19 protein-coding genes are annotated in these 21,364 nt (G+C 47.7%); 11 read left to right on the top strand and 8 right to left on the bottom strand.

Features of this window, described 5'->3' with window-relative positions; all coding sequences use genetic code 11:
- The first annotated feature begins 462 nt into the window (after positions 1 to 462).
- The 6 genes from GXP65_RS22730 to GXP65_RS22755 all read left to right on the top strand — a co-directional run bounded on the left by GXP65_RS22730 (position 463) and on the right by GXP65_RS22755 (position 9,431).
- A complete protein-coding gene (locus tag GXP65_RS22730) occupies positions 463 to 3,411 on the top strand; it encodes an ExeM/NucH family extracellular endonuclease (protein WP_162093792.1) in 2,949 nt (982 codons plus the stop codon).
- A 189-nt stretch (positions 3,412 to 3,600) separates the two neighbouring features.
- Positions 3,601 to 4,188, top strand: coding sequence for an aminodeoxychorismate/anthranilate synthase component II (locus GXP65_RS22735; RefSeq protein WP_162093796.1), 588 nt, complete (start codon positions 3,601 to 3,603; stop codon positions 4,186 to 4,188).
- A gap of 361 nt (positions 4,189 to 4,549) precedes the next feature.
- A complete protein-coding gene (locus tag GXP65_RS22740; RefSeq protein ID WP_162093793.1) occupies positions 4,550 to 5,761 on the top strand; it encodes an aspartate aminotransferase family protein in 1,212 nt (403 codons plus the stop codon).
- A 108-nt stretch (positions 5,762 to 5,869) separates the two neighbouring features.
- Positions 5,870 to 6,889: an arginine N-succinyltransferase gene (astA, locus tag GXP65_RS22745; protein WP_012126464.1), complete on the top strand. Its 1,020-nt coding sequence runs from the start codon at positions 5,870 to 5,872 to the stop codon at positions 6,887 to 6,889.
- Between the two features lie 28 nt (positions 6,890 to 6,917).
- Positions 6,918 to 8,375 carry a succinylglutamate-semialdehyde dehydrogenase gene (gene astD / locus GXP65_RS22750; RefSeq protein WP_050914763.1) on the top strand — a complete coding sequence of 486 codons (1,458 nt, stop codon included), beginning with the start codon at positions 6,918 to 6,920 and terminating at the stop codon, positions 8,373 to 8,375.
- Positions 8,376 to 8,639: 264 nt separating this feature from the next.
- A complete protein-coding gene (locus GXP65_RS22755) occupies positions 8,640 to 9,431 on the top strand; it encodes a DUF1338 domain-containing protein (RefSeq protein WP_005432774.1) in 792 nt (263 codons plus the stop codon).
- Between the two features lie 409 nt (positions 9,432 to 9,840).
- On the opposite strand, the gene crp is transcribed toward GXP65_RS22755, so the two are convergent.
- The 6 genes from crp to GXP65_RS22785 all read right to left on the bottom strand — a co-directional run bounded on the left by crp (position 9,841) and on the right by GXP65_RS22785 (position 15,493).
- Entirely contained in the window at positions 9,841 to 10,473 is a 633-nt protein-coding gene (crp, locus tag GXP65_RS22760; protein WP_005381432.1) for a cAMP-activated global transcriptional regulator CRP, read from the bottom strand.
- 239 nt (positions 10,474 to 10,712) lie between these two features.
- A complete protein-coding gene (locus tag GXP65_RS22765) occupies positions 10,713 to 11,582 on the bottom strand; it encodes a phosphoribulokinase (RefSeq protein ID WP_005432770.1) in 870 nt (289 codons plus the stop codon).
- Between the two features lie 124 nt (positions 11,583 to 11,706).
- On the bottom strand, positions 11,707 to 11,919 hold the full coding sequence (locus tag GXP65_RS22770) for a YheU family protein (protein ID WP_005432763.1): 213 nt from the start codon (positions 11,917 to 11,919) through the stop codon (positions 11,707 to 11,709).
- A 70-nt stretch (positions 11,920 to 11,989) separates the two neighbouring features.
- On the bottom strand, positions 11,990 to 12,997 hold the full coding sequence (locus tag GXP65_RS22775; protein ID WP_045370245.1) for a hydrolase: 1,008 nt from the start codon (positions 12,995 to 12,997) through the stop codon (positions 11,990 to 11,992).
- Positions 12,998 to 13,097: 100 nt separating this feature from the next.
- A complete protein-coding gene (locus GXP65_RS22780; protein ID WP_005432772.1) occupies positions 13,098 to 13,577 on the bottom strand; it encodes a TIGR02444 family protein in 480 nt (159 codons plus the stop codon).
- A complete protein-coding gene (locus GXP65_RS22785; RefSeq protein WP_045377261.1) occupies positions 13,574 to 15,493 on the bottom strand; it encodes an ABC transporter ATP-binding protein in 1,920 nt (639 codons plus the stop codon). Before GXP65_RS22785 ends, GXP65_RS22780 begins: the two co-directional genes overlap by 4 nt.
- A 177-nt stretch (positions 15,494 to 15,670) precedes the next feature.
- Between GXP65_RS22785 and kefG the strand changes: the two genes are divergently transcribed.
- The 5 genes from kefG to GXP65_RS22810 all read left to right on the top strand — a co-directional run bounded on the left by kefG (position 15,671) and on the right by GXP65_RS22810 (position 20,010).
- Positions 15,671 to 16,258 carry a glutathione-regulated potassium-efflux system ancillary protein KefG gene (gene kefG / locus GXP65_RS22790; RefSeq protein WP_005432767.1) on the top strand — a complete coding sequence of 196 codons (588 nt, stop codon included), beginning with the start codon at positions 15,671 to 15,673 and terminating at the stop codon, positions 16,256 to 16,258.
- Complete coding sequence (kefB, locus tag GXP65_RS22795) at positions 16,242 to 18,038, top strand: glutathione-regulated potassium-efflux system protein KefB (protein WP_038897874.1); 1,797 nt, start codon at positions 16,242 to 16,244, stop codon at positions 18,036 to 18,038. Before kefG ends, kefB begins: the two co-directional genes overlap by 17 nt.
- A 35-nt stretch (positions 18,039 to 18,073) precedes the next feature.
- Positions 18,074 to 18,274, top strand: coding sequence for a YheV family putative zinc ribbon protein (locus GXP65_RS22800; RefSeq protein WP_005432753.1), 201 nt, complete (start codon positions 18,074 to 18,076; stop codon positions 18,272 to 18,274).
- An 88-nt stretch (positions 18,275 to 18,362) separates the two neighbouring features.
- Complete coding sequence (gene slyD, locus GXP65_RS22805; protein ID WP_005432768.1) at positions 18,363 to 18,938, top strand: peptidylprolyl isomerase; 576 nt, start codon at positions 18,363 to 18,365, stop codon at positions 18,936 to 18,938.
- A gap of 130 nt (positions 18,939 to 19,068) precedes the next feature.
- The gene (locus GXP65_RS22810; protein ID WP_162093794.1) at positions 19,069 to 20,010 is read left to right on the top strand and encodes an isoaspartyl peptidase/L-asparaginase; all 942 of its coding nucleotides are present in this window, start codon (positions 19,069 to 19,071) and stop codon (positions 20,008 to 20,010) included.
- Between the two features lie 94 nt (positions 20,011 to 20,104).
- Here the strand turns inward: GXP65_RS22810 and GXP65_RS22815 are convergent, their stop codons facing one another.
- Both GXP65_RS22815 and GXP65_RS22820 read right to left on the bottom strand, forming a co-directional pair.
- Positions 20,105 to 20,332, bottom strand: a complete 228-nt coding sequence (locus tag GXP65_RS22815; RefSeq protein ID WP_005381455.1) for a SlyX family protein — start codon at positions 20,330 to 20,332, stop codon at positions 20,105 to 20,107.
- Positions 20,329 to 21,315 (bottom strand): PQQ-binding-like beta-propeller repeat protein, encoded by a 987-nt coding sequence (locus GXP65_RS22820; protein WP_045456840.1) that lies wholly within the window; start codon positions 21,313 to 21,315, stop codon positions 20,329 to 20,331. Before GXP65_RS22820 ends, GXP65_RS22815 begins: the two co-directional genes overlap by 4 nt.
- Positions 21,316 to 21,364 lie beyond the last annotated feature (49 nt).

Below are 21,364 nucleotides of genomic sequence, written 5' to 3' on the forward strand. Positions count from 1 at the left end.
CGCTTGTACGGTGGTGTGAGAGGACGGAGGCCGTGAGGCCTCCTCCTACTCGATTCTAGAAATCAGAGATCTTAAATAACAGAAAGGTTATTTTTAACCGTACTGAAAAAGGAAGGAAATAATAATTTCCTTTATTCTAAATTAGTATTGCTGAATATTTAAATTGCGTTGCTAGAATTGAATGAATTCAGATTAAATACTCATACATTCTCATAACATATTGAGTGTTATAAAACCGAGTAATAAGTCTAATTATTGATATTTATATCCTTAGTTGCTGTATTTGTTACAAAAGCTGTTTAAAGGGGCAGCCCTGGCATAATTTTGCGTATTCACGTGTGATATATTTCACGGCTTTTGCTGGTGTTTCTTATTTATTTCATAAATAAACCTGATAGTAGGCACAAATGGTGGGCTCTGCTCAGGGCTTAGTTTGCATTTAAATAAATATCAGGTACGACAATGGATACGTTAATCAAACCCTCTTTACTTGCACTGACGATTGCCAGCGCGCTTAGTGCCAACGCTAACGCAGAAATTATTCTCTCCCAGTATGTTGAAGGCGGTTCCTACAACAAGGCGGTGGAAATCGCGAATACGGGTGATGCAGCGGTAACGCTAACTGGCTATGAACTGGCAAAATCATCAAACGGTGGCGGTACTTGGGGCAGCACACTCGATCTTAGCCAAGTGACGCTACAAGCGAACCAAGTGTATGTACTGGCTCATGGTGATGCGAGCGATGCAATCAAAGCGGTAGCGGATATCACTGATAAAAGCGTGGCGAACTTTAACGGTGACGACCCGATCGCGCTGCTTAAAAATGGTGAAGTGCACGACATCATCGGTGTAATGGGTGACGTAGATTTTGGTAAAGACACCACATTGGTTCGTAACAGTGATGCGTTAACCCCTTCTGCTACTTATGATGCATCACAGTGGACGGCGTTCGAGAAAGACAACATTGACGGTCTTGGTGAGCTAAATGCGACTGAGCCACCAGCACCATTCGCTTGTGAAGTCGACGGTCAGCAACCTAACTTCACTACCATCCAAGATATTCAAGGTGAAGGCGACACGTCTCCATTCATTGATGGTTACCCATACATTACTGACGAAGATCATTTCGTAACGGGCGTCGTGACTGCTGTTACCACTGGCCTAACCAAAGGTTTCTACCTACAAGCACTAGAAAGTGACAACAATGATAAGACCTCAGAAGGCTTGTTCATTCATACTGATGCGGCAGACACGGAGCTAAAAGCTGGTGACGTTGTTTGTGTGAAAGGTAAAGTTCAAGAGTACTACAGCAATACTCAGCTAGCTTCTGATGCGAATAGCTATGTGAAAACAGGCACATCGGATATTCCTCGAGTTACCGATCTTGTTATCAAAGAAGGTGAGACACTGCGTGATGCGCTAGAGCGTCATGAAGGTATGCAAGTTGAACTAACCTCGGCAAGTGACTTGTTTGTAACTCGCAACTTCTCTTACGACTACGACTCTCGTCGTAACAACATGATGTTGTCTCATGAAGCGCCATTGTTTAAGCCGACTCAATTACACGCAGCAGAGAGCGATGCAGCCGTTGAGCTCGCAAAAGACAACGCAGCGAACCGCGTATACCTAGAATCTGATGGCAAAGCACCAAACGGCCAAATTCCTTACTACCCAGATTTTGCCAAAGATGCAGACCAAGATGGCTCTTCTGAGCAGCATATTCGCCTTGGTTCGCGAGTAGAAGGTCTGCAGGGCGTGGTAGCTTATAGCTACAACGAGTACCGCCTGATTGCGACTAATGAAGTCGATAACACTAACTTCGTCACTACAGGTGAAGGTTTCGACGTGGCTCGTAAAGATGCCCCTGCGATTGCGGATTCAGATTTGCGTATCGCTAGCTTCAACGTCTTGAACTACTTCAACTCTGTGGCTGACAGTGGCCATGAAAACCCAACTGGACAAAACCGTGGCGCGACTAACCTAGACGAGTTCCTGATCCAACAAGCGAAAATCGTTGCGGCGATGAACAAGATGGACGCTGACATCATTGGTTTGATGGAAGTCGAGAACAACGGCTTTGGTGACAGCAGTGCAGTGAAGAACTTGGTTGACGCATTGAATGCTGAAATCGAAGATGCAGAAGATCATTACACTTACGTTGAAATCGCGGATCAAGACAAATACCAAGACGAATACTTTGGTAGCGATGCGATCATGGTGGCAATCCTATACCGTGCAAACGAAGTGACGCCAAAAGAAGCAGCGAAAGTGATTGTGACGCCAGAGCAGCACATCGAAGAAAACACCATTACACGTGGTGACGATGCAGAAGGCAACCCAGCTTACGACAAATACCAACGTCATAGCTTGCTACAAACCTTCACGGTGAAAGAGACAGGTAAAGATCTGTCTGTTGTTGTTAACCACTTCAAATCGAAAGGTTCTGAATGTATTGAAGAGTGGATTGCGGGCGTAGAAGACTCCGAGCCAGCGGATCTGCAAGGCAACTGTAACAACTTCCGTGTTTCTGCTGCTAACGTTGTGGGTGATGCTCTGAAAGGCATTGAAGGTGACGTGCTAGTTATGGGTGACCTAAACGCCTACGGCATGGAAGATCCTCTGCTTACACTGACCGATTACTCGAAAGAGAAATACGGCCGTGACATCTACACAGCTGCTTACACAACCATTGGTGGTGGTGAGCTTCAAGTCGAGAAGACCAAAATTGAAAAAGGCTACGGTTACCATAACCTGAACACGGTACTTCACGGCGCAGACACTTTCTCATACACCTACTCTGGTGAGCTAGGTAACCTAGACCACGCATTGGCGAGCAACAGCTTGGCACAAAAAGTGGTAGCGATTGAAGATTGGCACATCAACTCACTAGAAAGTAACTTGTTCGAATACAGCAGCAAGTACACAGGTGATATGCCGAAGTACAAAGATGCGTTCTCGGCGTCTGACCACGATCCAGTGATCATCGCGATTGATTTCCCAGATACAGATATCGACCTTCCAAGCTCAGGTGAAAACCTAGCAGTGGAAGTACGCCTGCCGCCAAACGCAGTTGTCGGTGACATCGTGACAGTAAGCCTAACGGAAGCAACTCAAGCAGCGTCGTCAACCTCTGATGCTGATGGTTACGAAGCGAGTACAACTCTGACACAAGCGGACATTGATGCTCGTAGCGTGAGTGTGGAGTTCGACAAAGCACCAACAGAAGGTCAGTACGTTCTTGAAGAGAAAGTGACAGACTCTACTGGCAACACCGTTAAGTTCAGCAACTCTCGCGATGTTACGCTGGAGCCATCGAGCACGAACCCATCAGACGATGATGATGGTGGTTCATTTGGCTTTGGCGCGCTAGTTGCGCTGCTAGGTCTAGGCTTATTCCGCCGTCGCCGCTAAACGAATTTATTTCCTGACAAACAGTTCCTAAATAGCTGTAAAGACCAAAGGCCAGCCTATGCTGGCCTTTTTATTCAGCAAAAACTTGCCTTTCTTGCTTGGTATAGCAAAATACCGCCCTTGATTGTCACGAACGTGGCGATTCACTACGTAAGCATTGCCAAAACGGATTGGAGCAACCGACCTTTTATGTTGTTGATCATCGATAACTACGATTCTTTTACCTACAACCTTTACCAATACTTTTGCGAACTTGGTGCAGACGTAAAGGTGGTACGTAACGATGAAATTGACATCCAAGGCATCGAGGCACTCAGCCCAACCCATTTGGTGATTTCTCCTGGACCATGTACTCCCAACGAAGCCGGTATCTCTCTACAAGCCATTGAACATTTTGCTGGTAAGTTGCCTATCTTAGGTGTTTGTCTTGGCCATCAGGCCATTGCTCAGGTGTTCGGTGGCAAGGTGGTTCGAGCACGGCAAGTGATGCATGGTAAGACATCACCGATTCGTCACAACGGCCGCAGTGTGTTTAAAAACCTCAATAACCCACTGATGGTCACCCGCTACCACTCTCTCGTGGTGAAAAACGACACCTTGCCTGATGTGTTTGAATTGACTGCTTGGACTGAACTGCCCGATGGAACCATGGATGAAATCATGGGTTATCAGCATAAAACCCTACCAATCGACGCGGTACAGTTTCACCCTGAATCGATTAAGACAGAACAAGGTCACGAGCTACTTGCGAACTTTCTAGCGCGCGAAATGATCTGATCACGATCACTTTTCTTAACAAATTCTTCATATTTTTCGCCTTGGAATGGGAATGCAAAACTATGCGTTCTACCAATCTGGTGAGGGCTATTCATTTTTTTTATTTCTTTCCAAACCTTGTCATGCATGGTTTTTATAAAAAATTGCTTCTCTATTTGCGTTTCTTGATGCATAAATAATCATAGATAGTGAGTATTAGGTGTTGCGCTGGTATGCGAAAAGAATAAATCACTATTGAAATGGTTAATCAAATGTAAATACAATGCCGTAATAGCTTAAATGCAAAACATTATTTGCTGGCAAAGAGTGCCGGTTAAATTCGCTTATCTGCTAGGCATGCGGTATCAAGAAGGAATGTGCAATGACAACGGAAAACAAAGTAGAGCGCGGTTTATTCGATGAGGTAATGGTACCTTGCTATAACCCGATGAAAATGATCCCTGTAAAAGGTGAAGGTTCACGCATTTGGGATCAGGACGGAAATGAATACATCGACTTTGCTGGTGGTATTGCGGTGAGCTGTCTTGGTCATTGTCACCCAGTCATGGTGAACGCATTGACTGAGCAAGGTAACAAGCTTTGGCACCTAAGTAATGTTATGACTAACGAGCCAGCACTGCGACTGGCGAAGAAGCTAACAGAAGTCAGTTTTGCTGAGCGTGTGTTCTTTGCTAACTCTGGCGCAGAAGCAAACGAAGCGGCACTAAAACTGGCTCGTCGTTACGCGGCAGACGTTCATGGCACTGAGAAGTCGGAAATCATTGCATTCAAACAAGGTTTCCATGGTCGTACTTTCTTCACTGTAACGGTGGGCGGTCAAGCGGCTTACTCAGATGGTTTCGGTCCTAAGCCAGGCGATGTGACACATCTTCCTTACAATGATATCGAAGCGTTACAAGCACACATGTCGGATCGCACTTGTGCGGTAATGATGGAGCCTCTACAAGGTGAGGGCGGCATCATTCCACCAACACCTGAGTTCGCTCAAGCGGTTCGCGAGCTGTGTGACAAACACAATGCACTGCTGATCTTTGATGAAGTTCAAACCGGCAACGGTCGTACTGGTCACTTCTATGCATACCAAGGTCTAGGTATCACGCCAGACATTCTAAGCACAGCGAAATCACTGGGTGGTGGTTTCCCTATCGGTGCAATGCTAACGACGGCAAAACTGGCTGAGCACATGAAAGTGGGCACTCACGGTTCAACTTACGGTGGTAACCCATTAGCGTGTGCGGTTGCTGAAGCGGTCGTTAATGAAGTCACCAAGCCCGAAGTTTTAGCTGGTGTACTAGAGCGTGAAGCGATGTTCCGTGAAGGTCTGGAGAAGATTAACGCGAAATACAACATCTTCTCTGAAGTGCGTGGTAAAGGTCTACTGCTTGGTGCAGCACTTAATGAAGAGTGGCAAGGTCGTGCGCGTGACGTACTGGTTGCTGCAGGTAAACAAGGTCTCATGGTATTGGTTGCGGGTGCCAATGTCGTACGTTTCACACCATCACTCGTTATCACACAACAAGAAATCGAAGAAGGTTTGGCTAAGCTGGATAAAGCGATCGCTACGCTGGTTTAAGCGCGATCTCCGCTTATCGTCAACCTAGAAACCCCCATCAAGGATCTCTGATGGGGGTATTGTTCCTACAATATAGTTAGGATCTTCTTGCATCTGGAGGGAGTATTGATGCTAGTAGTTCGCCCTATCGCAATGTCGGATTATGACGCGCTGCACACCTGTGCGGTTGAGTCAGGTCATGGATTTACATCTCTACCGGTTAACGAAGAACTGTTAACCAATCGAATCAAGCACTCAGAATACAGTTTTGGCAAACCTGACGTGAACGAAGCCGGTGATGAAGGCTACCTAATGGTGGGCTTTGAATCTGAAACTGGTGAAGTCGCAGGTACCACAGGTATTGAAGCTTCGATCGGCTGGGATGTGCCTTTTTATTCTTACCACATCAGCAAAGTGGTGCACTCGTCACCAAAGCTTGGCGTAAACAACGTGGTGAAGCTGCTGACGTTTGGTAATAACTACACGGGTAACAGTGAAATCTGTACCTTATTCCTACGTGAGAAATTCCGTGGTGGCCTGAACGGGCGTCTGATGTCCAAGTGTCGTTTCTTAATGATGGCAGAGCACCCAGAACGTTTCTCGGAAACCATCTTTGCTGAAATGCGTGGTGTTTCAGACGAGGAAGGTAATTCACCATTCTGGCAGTGGCTTCAAGAGCATTTCTTCTCAATCGATTTTACTCTTGCGGATTACCTAACAGGTATCGGCAAGAAAGGCTTTATCGCCGACTTGATGCCGAAGTTGCCAATCTACATCAACCTACTGAGCCCAGAGGCACAAGCCGTGATTGGCAAGGTGCACGATAACACGCGTCCAGCATTGAAGCTGCTTGAGCGTGAAGGCTTTACCAACCGTGGCTACGTTGACATTTTCGATGGTGGTCCAACGGTGGAGTGTGACCTACGCAATATCGAGTCGGTACGCCACTCATTCCGCGCGCAAGTCAAAATCTCGGAGCACACCAGCACAAAAGACTTCTTGATGTGTAACTCGTCATTCGAGAACTTCCGTGCCGCAGCAGCGAAAGCGGCGTATGACGCGGAAACACAAAGCGTAGTGCTAGCCCCAGAACTGGCGGATGCACTCTTGGTTGAGGAAGGGGATTTTGTTCGCCTTCTTCCGCAGTAACTGACGACAGAATTTAAGGATAGAAACAATGACACATTGGATTGCAGGTGAATGGGTACAAGGTCAGGGTGAAGCATTCACGTCTCTGTCGCCTTACAACCAAGAAGTGATCTGGCAAGGCAACGGCGCAACAGCAGAGCAGGTTAACCAAGCGGTATCTGCGGCGCGTGAAGCGTTTGTTGATTGGAAGAAGCGCCCATTTGCAGAACGTGAGGCGATAGTGTTGGCTTTTGCCGAAAAAGTAAAAGAGAACAGCGAAAAAATCGCTGAAGTGATTGCCAAAGAAACCGGCAAACCAATCTGGGAAACTCGCACTGAAGCGGCTGCAATGGCGGGTAAAATTGCGATTTCTATTCGTGCTTACCACGATCGTACTGGCGAAGCTGCACGTGAAGCCGCGGGCAACCAAATTGTATTGCGTCATCGCCCATTGGGTGTAATGGCGGTCTTCGGTCCTTACAACTTCCCGGGTCACTTACCAAATGGTCACATCGTGCCAGCACTACTGGCTGGTAACACCGTGGTTTTCAAACCGTCTGAGCAAACGCCATGGACGGGTGAACTTGCTATGAAGTTGTGGGAAGAGGTTGGTCTACCAAAAGGTGTGATTAACTTAGTCCAAGGTGCGAAAGAGACAGGCATTGCGCTGGCTGACGCGAAAGGCATTGATGGCGTGCTGTTTACTGGTAGTGCGAACACAGGTCATGTTCTGCATCGTCAATTTGCTGGTCAGCCGGGTAAGATGCTGGCGCTTGAAATGGGTGGCAACAACCCGATGGTTATCTCGGATAACTACGGCGACCTAGACGCAACGGTTTACACCATCATCCAATCTGCCTTCATCAGTGCAGGACAACGCTGTACCTGTGCTCGTCGTCTGTACATTCCATTTGGCGACAAGGGTGATGCAGTGATTACTAAGCTGGTGGAAGCGACACGCAATATTCGTGTAGACCAACCATTTGCAGAGCCTGCGCCATTCATGGGACCGCAAATTTCGGTAGCGGCAGCCAAGTTCATTCTCGATGCACAAGCGAACTTGCAATCACTGGGTGGCGAAAGCTTGATTGAAGCGAAAGCGGGCGAGGCGGCGTTTGTTTCTCCGGGTATCATCGACGTGACGAACATTGCCGAATTGCCAGATGAAGAGTACTTCGGTCCACTTCTACAAGTAGTACGCTACGAAGGGCTAGAGAAAGCGGTAGAACTGGCGAACGATACGCGCTTTGGTCTATCGGCAGGTCTGGTTTCAACCGACGACCAAGAGTGGGAATACTTCGTGGACCACATTCGTGCCGGCATCGTGAACCGCAACCGTCAGTTAACGGGTGCAAGTGGTGATGCGCCATTTGGTGGTCCGGGTGCGTCAGGTAACCTACGTCCAAGTGCTTACTACGCAGCAGACTACTGTGCGTACCCAATGGCATCAATGGAAGGACAAGAGACGGTCTTGCCTGCAACATTGAGCCCAGGTGTAAGCCTGTAATAGAGAAATACGAAGCGGTGACAAAGTATCGCCGTTTCTCTCTGCCGGAGCTATTTACCAAGTTAGGATTCTGGTAAGCGCGCTGGCAAACGCCAAAGGCGAGCTTAAGACTCTCCAGCGCGTGTTGACTGACTGGCACTTATGCCGCACATACCGTCACAGGTTGATGACCGCTCGTTCGTGATTCTGGACAGCCCACGGGCTGTGAACGAGCGGTCAACTTCTTCTTACCCCTAACTCTACATTTCATAACAAGGAGTCGTTATGACGCCCGATGTGTTATTTGAATCGCTATGGCAAGACTACATTCAACGTCTTTGCCCTTCCGCTGCTAAAGTCCATCAACTTCTTCAAGAAGATGAGCCTCTGATTAATGACCATATTGCGCTACGTACGTTTAATGTCGCTCCCCTAGGCATTGAAACGTTAGCGAAGCCATTCTTGGCGGTGGGTTACAAAGCCTGTGGTGACTACGTATTTGAAAGCAAAAAGCTGGTGGCAAAACATTTTGAGCACCCAGATCCTAAACAACCAAAAGTCTTCATCAGTGAATTGAAAGTGGATGAGTGCTCACCAGAGCTACAAGCCATCGTTCATAAACTGGCAGAGCAGGTTGATGCTTCTAAACTGACAGGCAGTGACTTCTTGTACGGCGGACGTTTGTGGGACCTAAGCTATGCTGACTTCCAAACCTTGGCGAAAGAGAGTGAATACGCTTCTTGGCTTGCAGCGCATGGCTACGGAGCGAACCACTTCACAGTGAGTGTGAATCAACTCAATCAACATGAAGAAGTGAAGCAAGTGAACGACCACCTACGCACAGTAGGCTTTACCATCAACGAGAATGGCGGTGAAGTAAAAGGCACGCCAGAGGTACTACTAGAGCAATCGTCGACCATGGCAGACAAAGTGCCAGTGACCTTTACTGAAGGCGTTGAGGTGATTCCTGGAGGCTTCTACGAGTTTGCTAAGCGCTACCCAATGGATAACGGTGAGTTGTACCCAGGATTTGTAGCTGCATCGGCAGATAAGATCTTCGAGAGTACTAACGGGTAGGAAGAATCGAGAACGTGCTACGCACTAGAGATGCGGGAACGCTTCGCTTCGAGAGAGTTTGCACTCTGGAATGTTGAAGGTTTCAGCTTTGAAGGTTGGAGTTTGTTGGGACATGAGAACGGGCTGCACCCTATGGATGCAGGAATGCTTCGCTTCGAGAGAGTTTACACTCTGAAAAGCTGAATGTTTCTGCTTCTAAGGTTGGAGTTCGTTGGGATATCAGAACGGGCTATGACCTGTGGAGTCGGAAAAGCTTCGCTTTGGGAGAGTTGAAAGCTCGGAATCTGAGAGGGCTTAATCCCGAAGGACGAAGTCCGATCTCGGAACGCAGTGTTCCCGATTTCCAAAAAAGAAAAAGCCACCAAACTTGCATTTGGTGGCTTTTAAATTTTTTAAACGTTAATCGAGATTAACGAGTCCCGTAAACAACGATAGTTTTACCGTGCGCAGAAATTAGGTTCTGCTCTTCTAGCATCTTCAAGATACGGCCTACTGTCTCACGAGAACAGCCAACAATTTGACCGATCTCTTGACGAGTGATCTTGATTTGCATGCCGTCTGGGTGCGTCATCGCATCTGGCTGTTTAGCAAGGTTCAGAAGAGTCTGAGCGATACGACCAGTTACGTCTAGGAACGCTAGGTCACCCACTTTTTGGCTAGTAACTTGTAGACGACGAGCCATTTGCGCAGAAAGGCGCATTAGGATGTCTGGGTTAACTTGGATAAGTTGACGGAATTTCTTGAAAGAAATCTCTGCCACTTCACAAGGAGATTTAGCGCGAACCCAAGCTGTACGCTCTTGGTCTTCTTCGAATAGACCAAGCTCACCAATGAAGTCGCCTTGGTTTAGGTAAGAAAGGATCATTTCCTTACCTTCTTCGTCTTTGATAAGAACCGCAACAGAACCTTTAACGATGTAGTACAAAGTCTCTGCTTTTTCGCCCGCGTGAATTAGCGTGCTCTTTGATGGGTACTTATGAATATGACAGTGTGAAAGAAACCACTCTAATGTTGGGTCGGTTTGAGGTTTACCTAGAACCATAATATCTCACTTCCTCTGCAGGGTACGCTTGCGCTATCCATATTTTAGCTAAGCCTGAATTGGCTTACTAGAATAAGAGCACTTTTTATATGCTGCAAGCTCTCTTGTGTTTCGGTTAGAAATAGTATCCTTTTTCGGAAACGATTTCTTGATTTTAATCGTGCCATGATTGAGATTTTGTAAGCAAAACTGTGCACATGATCACGGTATGAAAAGTAAACACTCAATTAACGAGGTTTTTAGCCAATTTTCCCAGTTTCGATGAGTTGCTGCAGAATCGGCCTCACTATGAGCTCCATTGCAAAGCTCATCTTACCGCCTGGAACCACAATGGTGTTATGGCGAGACATGAATGAGCCATCAATCATCGCCAGCAAATACGGGAAGTCGACATTCTTGATACCGCGTAGGCGGATTACCACGAAGCTTTCATCCAAACTAGGGATGCCTTTGGCGTTAAGTGGGTTGGAAGTATCAACGGTCGGTACACGCTGGAAGTTGATATGTGTGCGAGAAAATTGCGGGGTAATGTAGTTCAGATAATCGTCCATCGAGCGCACGATCGAATCCATTACCGCTTCTCTTGAGTGGCCACGATCGCGCGTGTCACGAACGAACTTTTGAATCCATTCCAAGTTCACGATTGGCACCATGCCAATCAGAAAGTCAACGTGACGCGCCACATTAACATCGCCATCCACCACGCCACCGTGTAAACCTTCGTAGAACAGTACATCGCTGTTTTCAGGCAGATCTTGCCAAGGTGTAAAGGTGCCCGGCATTTGATTGTATGGAACCGCTTCATCAAAGGTGTGCAGATAGCGGCGCACGCTGCCAGTGCCATCTTCACCAAACTGACGAAAGAACTCTTCTAGGCCCGGAAAGTCATTGGCTTGCGGCCCAAAGTAGCTGATGTGTTTGCCTTGCTCACGCGCTTTACGGATTTCGACATCCATCTCTGGACGTGTAAAGCGGTGGAAGCTGTCACCTTCAACCCACGCTGGTTTGACGTTCATCATATTGAACATCTTGCGGAAGGCTTCAGAAGTGGTGGTAGTGCCGGCACCGGACGAACCAGTAACCGCAATGATTGGGTGTTTCGCTGACATGACAAACCTTGTCGAAAATTACTTACCTGTAAAGTGCAGCACACGTATGCTGCACGGTCGATAACCCACTATAGCACGTAACAAGCCCTTGTCATCGAGTGGGATACGGTAAAATGTGAAGGGTCTAAAACTTTGCTTTTAGTTGGATATCAACCGTTTCATGAAGCTCAGAAAATACGATGACCGCTTCGCCTTTCTCTAATTGGGATTTGACCTGATCGATTTTACTCTGCAGTGAAACTTCGACTGAGCCGTAGTCGGTGCCTTCACGTAGCACGAATTCACGGATCAGGTTTTCTAGTGTCTCTGGCGCAATGTCTTGCCATGGAATGATCATAAATACCTCAAACTTTTATGATGTTTAAGCGCGCCTCTTAGGTTGTTGGTGTCTGGCGCGCCTAGGTAGTTTACTGTGTTCGCGGCACGGATACAGCAGAAAGGTACTCCGCAGCGATACTTTCGTAGTAAGCCGGTAGGGCTTCTTCTAGCCAGAACTTCGGCTTTAATGCGCTACCTGTTAGGAAGCCTACGTGACCACCATGTTCGTAAAGTCGGTAATCGATGTTGTCTGGCAATACGAATTTCGGGATCACTTCTTCGGTCATAAAGGGATCGTCTTTGGCGTGGATGATCAAGGTTGGCAAGGTGATCTGCTGCAGCTTGCTTAAGCCTGAACATTGATCGTAATAATCTTGCGCGTCCTTAAAGCCATGCAGAGGTGCGGTGATCAAGTCATCAAACTCATACAAGCGAGTGACGCGTTTGATCGAGTTGTACGACAGGGCTAACTCTCCGTGGATCAAATCGTGCTTCTGTAACGCATTGCGCTTGAGTGAGGAGAGCAAGTAACGTCGGTAAACTTTCGAGAAGCCTTGCTCAATACGATTTGCGCATGCAGCCAAGTCCAGTGGTGCAGAGACAATGGTCGCGGCACTTAAGATGGGATCGTCTTTATACTCAGCCAAGTAATTCGCCAACATGTTACCGCCAAGGGAAATGCCGACCGCAACTTTAGGGTTGTTAGGGAATTGCTGATTGAGCTGCTCAAGAAAGAAGCGAGCATCCGTTACTTCGCCGGAGTGATAAGCGCGGGCTTTCTTGTTTGGCTTACCGCTGCAACCGCGAAAGTGCATCATCACTGACAGCCAACCCGATTTAGAGAAGGCATTCATCAAACCATTCGCATACGGGCTATAGAAGCAGCCTTCCAAGCCATGAAAGAGGACGAAGATTGGTTTATTGTGAGCGGCTTCAGAATCTGGCTGTTGTGACCAAGCCAAATCAAGGAAGTCACCATCTGGTGTATCGAGTGTTTGCCAAACAGGCGTAAATAACGCTTTCTTGCGGATAAAGCGCGGCAATAGCGTCTGGAGATGCGGGTTCTTAATCCCGGCGGCTGCGAAAAATTGTGTCATACCTAACTGCTCTTATATGGTCCTTCAATGTTCGCCGAAGAACTTATTAATATAATCCTTTATAGCTTTAGTATAGATATTTTACTGGTTTATGACTGATTTATGGATATTGAATGTTTGGAACTGGCATGGAGAATGCCTGTTGTAAATGTTCACCACCTAACTGGCGACAGTATCTCAGCGTCAGTGGTTCGCCGTCATTCTTGACTAATTTGAGTGAGTTGACGCAGTCGACTAGGTCGGACTGTTGCTGTTTTTCGAGCTGCAATTCGAACTGTAATGCTTCGCGATAAAGCGCATCATTAACTTGTGATTTGAGGTGGCGACGAAGTTCACGGTAAGAGTGGAGCAGGGTTTCACTTCGACCAAGACAGCCTTGCACCAAGTGCCAGTCTTGCTCTTGGAAAATTACCTGCTGCTCATCGAGCCATCTGAGCAGCAGTAATAGGTTCACGTTACCGTGATAGTTGTTTTGCAATGATAGGCACGCTTCCTTCACTTCTCGCACACCATAAAATTGCAGACTGAACTGCCAAAGGTGTTCTAGGGTGAGAGTGTATTCTGCGTGCTCGTTTGTCATTGATTAAACTCTAGTTCCATCTGCTCAAGTGTTTCTTGGGCAGACATCCATTCCATTTCTACTTCTTCAAGATCTGCTTTGCTAGAAGCTTGAAGCGCCAACACTTCGTTAAGTTTAGCTTTGTTTTCGGCTTCATACAGAGAGTTATCCGATAACTGTTCTTCTGCTTTCGCCAGTGCTTCGCCTAACTTATCCATTTTGTTTTCCAACTGTGTCAGCGTTTTGCGAATTGGTGCGGTCTGCTTACGAAATTCTGCTTCGCGTCGCTTTTGCTCTTTTTTGGCCGCTGCACTGTTGGCGTTATCTTTCACTGGCTGAGCCGCTTGTGCTTCTTTACGCTCGGCTTTTTGTTGCTCGGTCAACCACTTGTAGTAATCACTCAAGTCACCGTCGAATGGTGCGACTTGGCGATCGTGCACAAGGTACAAATCATCTGTGGTTGCGCGCAATAGGTAACGGTCGTGCGAAACAATCACCATTGCACCTTCGAATGTTTGCAGTGCCATGGTCAATGCTTGGCGCATGTCCAAATCCAAGTGGTTGGTCGGTTCATCGAGTAGCAACAGGTTCGGTTTCTGCCACACAATTAATGCCAATACCAAACGTGCTTTCTCACCACCAGAAAACGGTGCAACTTTCTCAAGCGCTTTATCACCTTGGAAACCAAAGCTACCCAGGTAATCACGTAGTTGCTGCTCGGTTTGATCCGGCGCGATTTGCATCATGTGCTGAAGCGGTGTTTCTTCTGGGTGCAGCGTTTCTAATTGATGCTGAGCGAAGTAACCGATCTTCACGCCTTGCGAGTAAGTCAGATCGCCGCCTTGTGCTTTGAGCTCACCAGACAGCAGTTTGATCAAGGTTGATTTACCCGCGCCGTTACGACCAAGTAGACCAATGCGGCTGCCCGGAACAAGGTTAAGGCGGATCTTTTCTAGGATCAGGTTATCACCGTAACCCGCCGATACTTCATCCATCATCATGATTGGATTTGGCAGCGCAGCAGGATCGCGGAACTGGAAGCTAAATGGGTTATCGAACTGAGCTGGCAGTACCTTCTCCATACGCTCCAGCGCTTTAATGCGGCTTTGTGCTTGGCGCGCTTTGGATGCTTTGTAACGGAAGCGGTCGATGTAGCTTTGCATGTGCGACATCTGCTTCTGTTGCTTCTCGAACATCGCTTGTTGCAGCACCATCTTTTGTGCGCGTTGGTTTTCGAATGACGAGTAGTTACCCGTGTATTCGTTCAACTGCTGGTTCTCGATGTGAATGATGCGACCAACGATCGGATCCAAGAAATCACGGTCGTGCGAGATCAGAATCAGTGTGCCAGGGTAGTTTTGTAGCCAGCGCTCTAGCCACATTACTGCGTCCAAATCCAAGTGGTTGGTTGGTTCGTCGAGTAACAGTAGATCAGAACGACACAACAACGCTTGAGCCAAGTTAAGGCGCATACGCCAACCACCCGAGAACTGAGTCAGGTTCCAGCTCATTTGCTCCTGGCTAAAGCCCAGACCATCAAGCAGCTCGGCAGCACGTGCGCGAATGCTGTAACCGCCAATGGTTTCAATCTTGCCGTGGATCTCCGCAACTAAGGTGCCGTTGTCTTTCTCTTCGGCGACAGCCAGTTGAGCTTCAAGATCGCGGAACTCACGATCACCATCAATCACGTATTCCAGTGCACTACGGTCGAGTGCTGGCGTTTCCTGTGCAACCCAAGCCAATTCCCAATGTTGAGGTTGGCTAAATGAGCCTGCATCAATCGACAGTTCATCTTTTAGTAGGGCAAACAGAGTTGATTTACCACAGCCGTTTTTACCAACCAGACCCACTTTGTCACCCGGATGAATGGTTGCAGATGCTTGGTCTAAAAGAGGTTTACCGCCACGCAGTAACTGAATATCAGAGAAGGTAATCATAGAGTTTTAATTCACTTTGCGCAGTGCGCGTTTCTTGGTCGTTGATCTCGCGGTGAATAGTAGGGGTATTGGCGGGAAAAGTCGATCTCTGCGCTTTAATTGCATTATGCTATACAAAAAAGTATAACAAACTGATAACGATAATTTTCCCTGAGAAATCAACACAAGGACGACCATTTGGCTGTTGCTACGCCCATTCCTCCGAGGGTTCTGGTTATTTATGCTCACCCAGAACCGCAAAACTCCATTGCCAACCAAGTGATGATTAAAAAAATCGAATCACTGGGTCATGTCACCGTGCACGATCTTTATGGCGCGTACCCTGATTTCTTTATTGATGTGAACTACGAACACGATCTGCTGATGACGCACGATGTGATTGTTTTTCATCATCCTCTCTATATGTATTCCTGTCCCGCACTGTTGAAAGAGTGGATGGACCGTGTGTTGGGCAAAGGCTTTGCATTTGGTGATGGTAGCGCATTAGCGGGTAAGTACTGGCGCAGCGTGATCACTACTGGCGGTAAAGAGGATGCGTTCAGCCCGATGGGTTACAACAAATACCCACTTGAGCAAATTCTACAACCGTTTGAACTGACTGCCGCTTTATGCCAGATGCATTGGATTGAGCCTTTAGTGCTGTACTGGTCGCGTAATGTATCGGATATCGAACGTTATCAGCATGCTGAACAATATCGTCAATGGCTGAACAACCCCCTGAGAGAGTGGGATGAGCAAGGAGGTCGACATGGCGATAACCAGTGAGTTTCTTCAAAGTAGTGTGGTATTCCTTTCTGCTGCCGTTATTGCGGTGCCGATTGCCCAGCGGCTGGGTCTGGGGTCTGTGCTTGGCTACCTGATTGCAGGCGTTCTAATTGGTCCTTGGGGGCTGGGGTTAATCAGTGATGTGGACGCGATTCTCCACTTCGCCGAACTCGGGGTGGTGTTGCTGCTGTTCTTAATTGGTTTGGAACTCAACCCTAAAAAGTTATGGCAGATGCGCGGACCCATCCTCGGTCTGGGTGGCGCTCAAGTTATTGTCACCACGGCGGTGATAGGCAGCATCGTCAGCCTGTTTGGATTGAGCATGCAAGTGAGCTTAGTGATCGGTATGGGCTTGGCACTCTCGTCCACCGCGATTGCACTAAAAGTGATCGAAGAACAGGGGCAAGCTGGCACGGAAACCGGACAATCGGGTTTTGCGGTGCTGCTGTTCCAAGATATTGCCGTCATCCCGATGCTCGCCATGCTGCCATTACTCGCCGGTGGTCAAAGCGGCGGTGATTGGTTAGATGCTATTTGGGTGTTAGGCAGTGTGGTTGCGTTATTAGTTGGTGGTCATTTCCTCTTACGTCCTCTGTTCCGTTTTGTGGTGATGAGTGGTGTGCGAGAACTCTTCACCGTTGCCGCCCTCCTAGTCGTACTTGGCATTTCTGTTGCGATGCAAAAGCTGGGGCTGTCGATGGCACTCGGTACTTTCTTAGCGGGTGTGTTACTGGCAGAAAGTGAATACCGTCATGAACTAGAAATTGCGATTGAACCGTTTAAAGGTCTGCTACTTGGCTTGTTCTTTATTGCTGTGGGTATGGCAGTGAATCTTGGTTTGTTAGCCTTGCAACCGTTCGCAATTATTGGTGCCGTGATTGCTCTCGTGGTGGTCAAAGGTTTGGTTCTGTATGTCTTAGCTCGCACTGCTCGAGTCCGTGCGAAATCGCGCAGTCGTATGGCGGCGATTTTGAGCCAAGGTGGTGAGTTTGCGTTTGTAATTTTCACCGCGGCAAGTCAAGAAGGTATCTTAACCAAAGAACAAGTTGCTTTTTTGTTGGTGGTGGTGAGCTTGTCGATGGTGACCACGCCGCTGCTGCTCATGGGACAGAAAAAATGGTTTGCGCACACGCTTAACCAAGAAGAAGAGAGCGTCACGACCAATGTGGTGGATCGTCGACCACGAGTGATCATCGCAGGCTTTGGGCGTTTTGGTCAGATTGTTGGACGCCTGATGTACGCCAACAAGATCAAAGTAACAGTACTAGAAAGTGACGCGAGCCAAATCCACTTGCTGCGTAAATACGGTTATAAGGTGTTTTATGGTGATGCGACTCAGATTGATTTGTTACGTGCCGCAGGTGCGGATAAAGCGGAAGCCTTGGTGATCTGTACGGATTCACCAGATGAGGTGATGGCGATTGTCGACATTTGCCGTGCGCACTTTCCGAAGTTGAAGATCCTTGCCCGTGCTCGCAGCCGCGTAGAAGCCTATCAGTTAATGAACCACGGCGTGCAGAATTACTCGCGTGAAACCTTTTTGGGTGCTTTAGATCTAGGTCGCCAAGCGCTCGTAGAATTAGGCATGCACCCGTATCAAGCAAAGCGGGCAGAAGCACATTTTCGCAAGCTAGATAATGCTATGCTCAAAGACTTATTGCCTCAGCACAATGAGGACAAAGAACTTGCTCAACGCTCGAAAGAAGCACGTAAAGAACTAGAAGAAATCTTCGGTCGTGAAATGGAAAGCGACCAACAGTCGCCAAATCATTGGAAGTAGTACCCGCGCAGCATCAAGCGGGAAAAGGAACAAAAGTGAAAGCCAAGAAACGTTTTATCGCGGGTGCAAGCTGCCCGCAATGCAGTCAGCAAGATACTCTACGCTGGTGGATTGATAACAACATTGAGCTGGTTGAGTGTGTCGACTGCGATTATACCGAGCAGCGTAAACCGCAATCTGTAGAAAAAAATAAACACTCAGAACAAGAAATGATCGGGATTTTTAAGCCTGAGTAATTGAACTTCGTTAATTGATCCCCATAATACTATCATCTCGGTACTTAACCCCATTCTGGTTAGGTCAATTAATCTCCCTGGAGTTAGTATGAAAATTGAAAAGAACGTTGTTGCAAGCCTTGCATACAAAGTAATGTTGGAAGACGGTGTTGTTGTTGATCAATCAACTTCTGAAGCACCTCTTGATTACCTTCACGGTCACAACAACCTAATCACTGGTCTTGAGAAAGAACTAGAAGGTAAAGTGGCTGGCGACAAGTTCTCAGTAACAGTAGCTCCTGAAGATGCGTACGGCGACCACAACGATGCACTAGTGCAACGTGTTCCTGCAGACGTATTCCAAGGCGTTGACCAAATCGAAGTTGGCATGCGTTTCCTAGCAGATACTGACCAAGGTCCAATCCCTGTAGAAGTAACTGAAGTTGACGGCGACGAAGTTGTTGTAGACGGCAACCACATGCTAGCTGGCCAAACACTAACTTTCGAAGTAGAAGTTATGGCTACTCGTGAAGCGACAGCTGAAGAGATCGAACACGGTCACATCCACCAAGGTGGTGGCTGTTGTGGCGGTCACGACCACGATCACGAAGGCGGCTGCTGTGGTGGCGAAGAAAAAGCTGACGACCACGAATGTTGTGGCGGCGGCGGTTGCGGTTCTCACTAATCGCACGCTCTTCACTAGATAACGCTATCTAGCAAAGCTTTAAAAAGCGCAAGTTGAGGTTTCAACTTGCGCTTTTTGTTTATCTGGGGTGTAGTGCCAACCATACAAGGAATAACAGTTGGACAAAGCGATGACGAAACCTTTCTCGATTGCCATTCATGGCGGTGCAGGCACTATCTTGCGTGAACAGATGAGCGATGAACTGCAACAATCCATCTTGTCGGATTTAGAAGCTGCGGTAAAAGCGGGGCATCAAATCCTCGCAACAGGCGGTGAAGCCTTAGATGCAGTCGTGGCGGCAGTGAAAGTGTTGGAAGACTCTCCCAACTTTAATGCGGGCAAAGGCTCTGTGCTGACCCATAACGAGATGGTCGAAATGGACGCTTCTGTGATGGATGGTCGACACCAAGCCGCAGGAGCAGTTGCAGGGGTTCGTCATATCAGAAACCCAATTGAGCTCGCTCGTGACGTAATGCGAAACAGTAACCATGTATTGTTGATGGGTGAGGGCGCAGAAAAGTTTGCTTTTGAACAAGGTCATGAGTACACCGAGCAAGATTACTTCTTTACTGATCGCCGTTATGAGCAGTTGCTGTCTATGCGTGAGAAAGGACTGTTTGCTTTGTCGGAATCTCGTTACCCAGATGATTGTAAGCACGGTACGGTTGGTGCGGTGGCATTGGACCAACAAGGCAACTTAGCCGCTGCGACCAGTACTGGTGGCGTGACTAATAAGAAATACGGGCGAGTGGGAGACTCCGCTCTGATTGGTTGTGGTACGGTGGCAGAGAATGGTGTCGTCGCGGTTTCCACTACGGGTGTTGGTGAGTTCTTTATTCGTAAACGTGTTGCGGAAGACGTTGCAGCACGCATGCGTTATTTGCAAGAAGACGTACACACGGCATGCGAACACATTATTCAGGGTGATTTAAAAGCAATGGGCGGCGAAGGTGGTTTGATTGCGATTGATGCTAAAGGTGAGTTGCACTTTGCGATGAACAGTTCTGGTATGTACCGAGCTGGCATTAATACGCAAGGCGAGTTGAGCGTGAAAATCTACGCAGACGAATAGTTTCGTCCTCCTCATTCCTAAGCTGCATTTTGAAGTAGCTAATACAACAAAGCCCAGAACTCGTTCTGGGCTTTATGCAATTTGTACCTGCACTTTAATAATGCGGTGGTGGTGTTTCTTCCGATGGATCGGCTAAATTCGACGAGTCCATATTTTTCACTTTACCTACCACATATTTCATCTGATCGAGCATCTTGGTAATTTGCAGTTGCTGCTGCGACAAGGCGCCGTTCAGATCTTCAATAGTCTGTTCTTGGAACGCAAGCTGACATTCTAAGTCATTAATGCGTGCTTCCAATTGCTGAATGATTTTCTCTGTCATGATTCGTTCTCTAGCTGCCAAGCTTGGGCAATGCCCGCAGAAGTGGCAGTAATTACACGTTGCTTGGAATCAAAGGCTGCATCATACACGACCGCACGGGGAGGGCGAGTATCTTTTTTCGGCTCAACTTCAAATCCATCCACGCGTTTGCCTGTTTGGGTATCCCACACCATCACACGACCGGAAGGTGTGCCAGTTACTAACCAGTTGCCATCATCGGAGAAGCGCGCCGTCGAGAAGATTAACTGACGAGACCAACTGCTCAGTTGCGTGACTTCTTCACCCGTCTCTAAATTCCAGATGATGGCTTGGTTGCCACCGTCTGAAGTCATGGCCAGTTTACCATCTCTCTGCAAGGCGACTCGAACAACTCGCTGGTCGTGTTCAAAGGTACGCAATACTAGCCCGGTTTCGGTATCCCACAGATACGCTTTGTAGTCGTTGCCACCAGTGAGAGCGAAGCGACCGTTGGGCGAGATAGCGACAGAATTGACTTTTTCTTGGTGCGCAAGGAACTCTAGCCGACGACCAGTGACTAAGTTGACGTGAATCGCTTTACCGTTGGACAGTCCAAGTAACACCTGTTCACCGTTACTGGTGATATCAACGTCTCGAATCAGCGCGTCATCGATAGACCAAAGTCCTTCGGCTTGAGTCCACCCGAGATCCCACACAGCGAAGTTCATTTGGCTAGCTGTGACTGCATAACGACCATTGTCCGAAATGCGAATATGGGAGACCACATTGGCAGCTTGATCGAGTTCACCCAGCTTTGCGAGTTGTTTGTTTTGCTCCAAATCCCAAAGAACCAACTGGTGCTCTTTGGAGTACAGCAGCGCAAATCGACCATCTCGGCTGAGCGCAAAGCTGGTGGAACCTTGTGGTTCGAGTGACCAACGTTGAACATCGCGATCGGTAAAAAAGCATCCATTTAACGTGGTGATGACAATTAAATATAGGAATAAATGAGAAATTCTTTGCATCACATCTAATAATCCGGTTTGTGTCTTAAGACATATAGCTAGTATATTG

The sequence above is a fragment of the Vibrio sp. LB10LO1 genome (assembly GCF_010092875.1).
GTDB lineage: Bacteria > Pseudomonadota > Gammaproteobacteria > Enterobacterales > Vibrionaceae > Vibrio > Vibrio campbellii.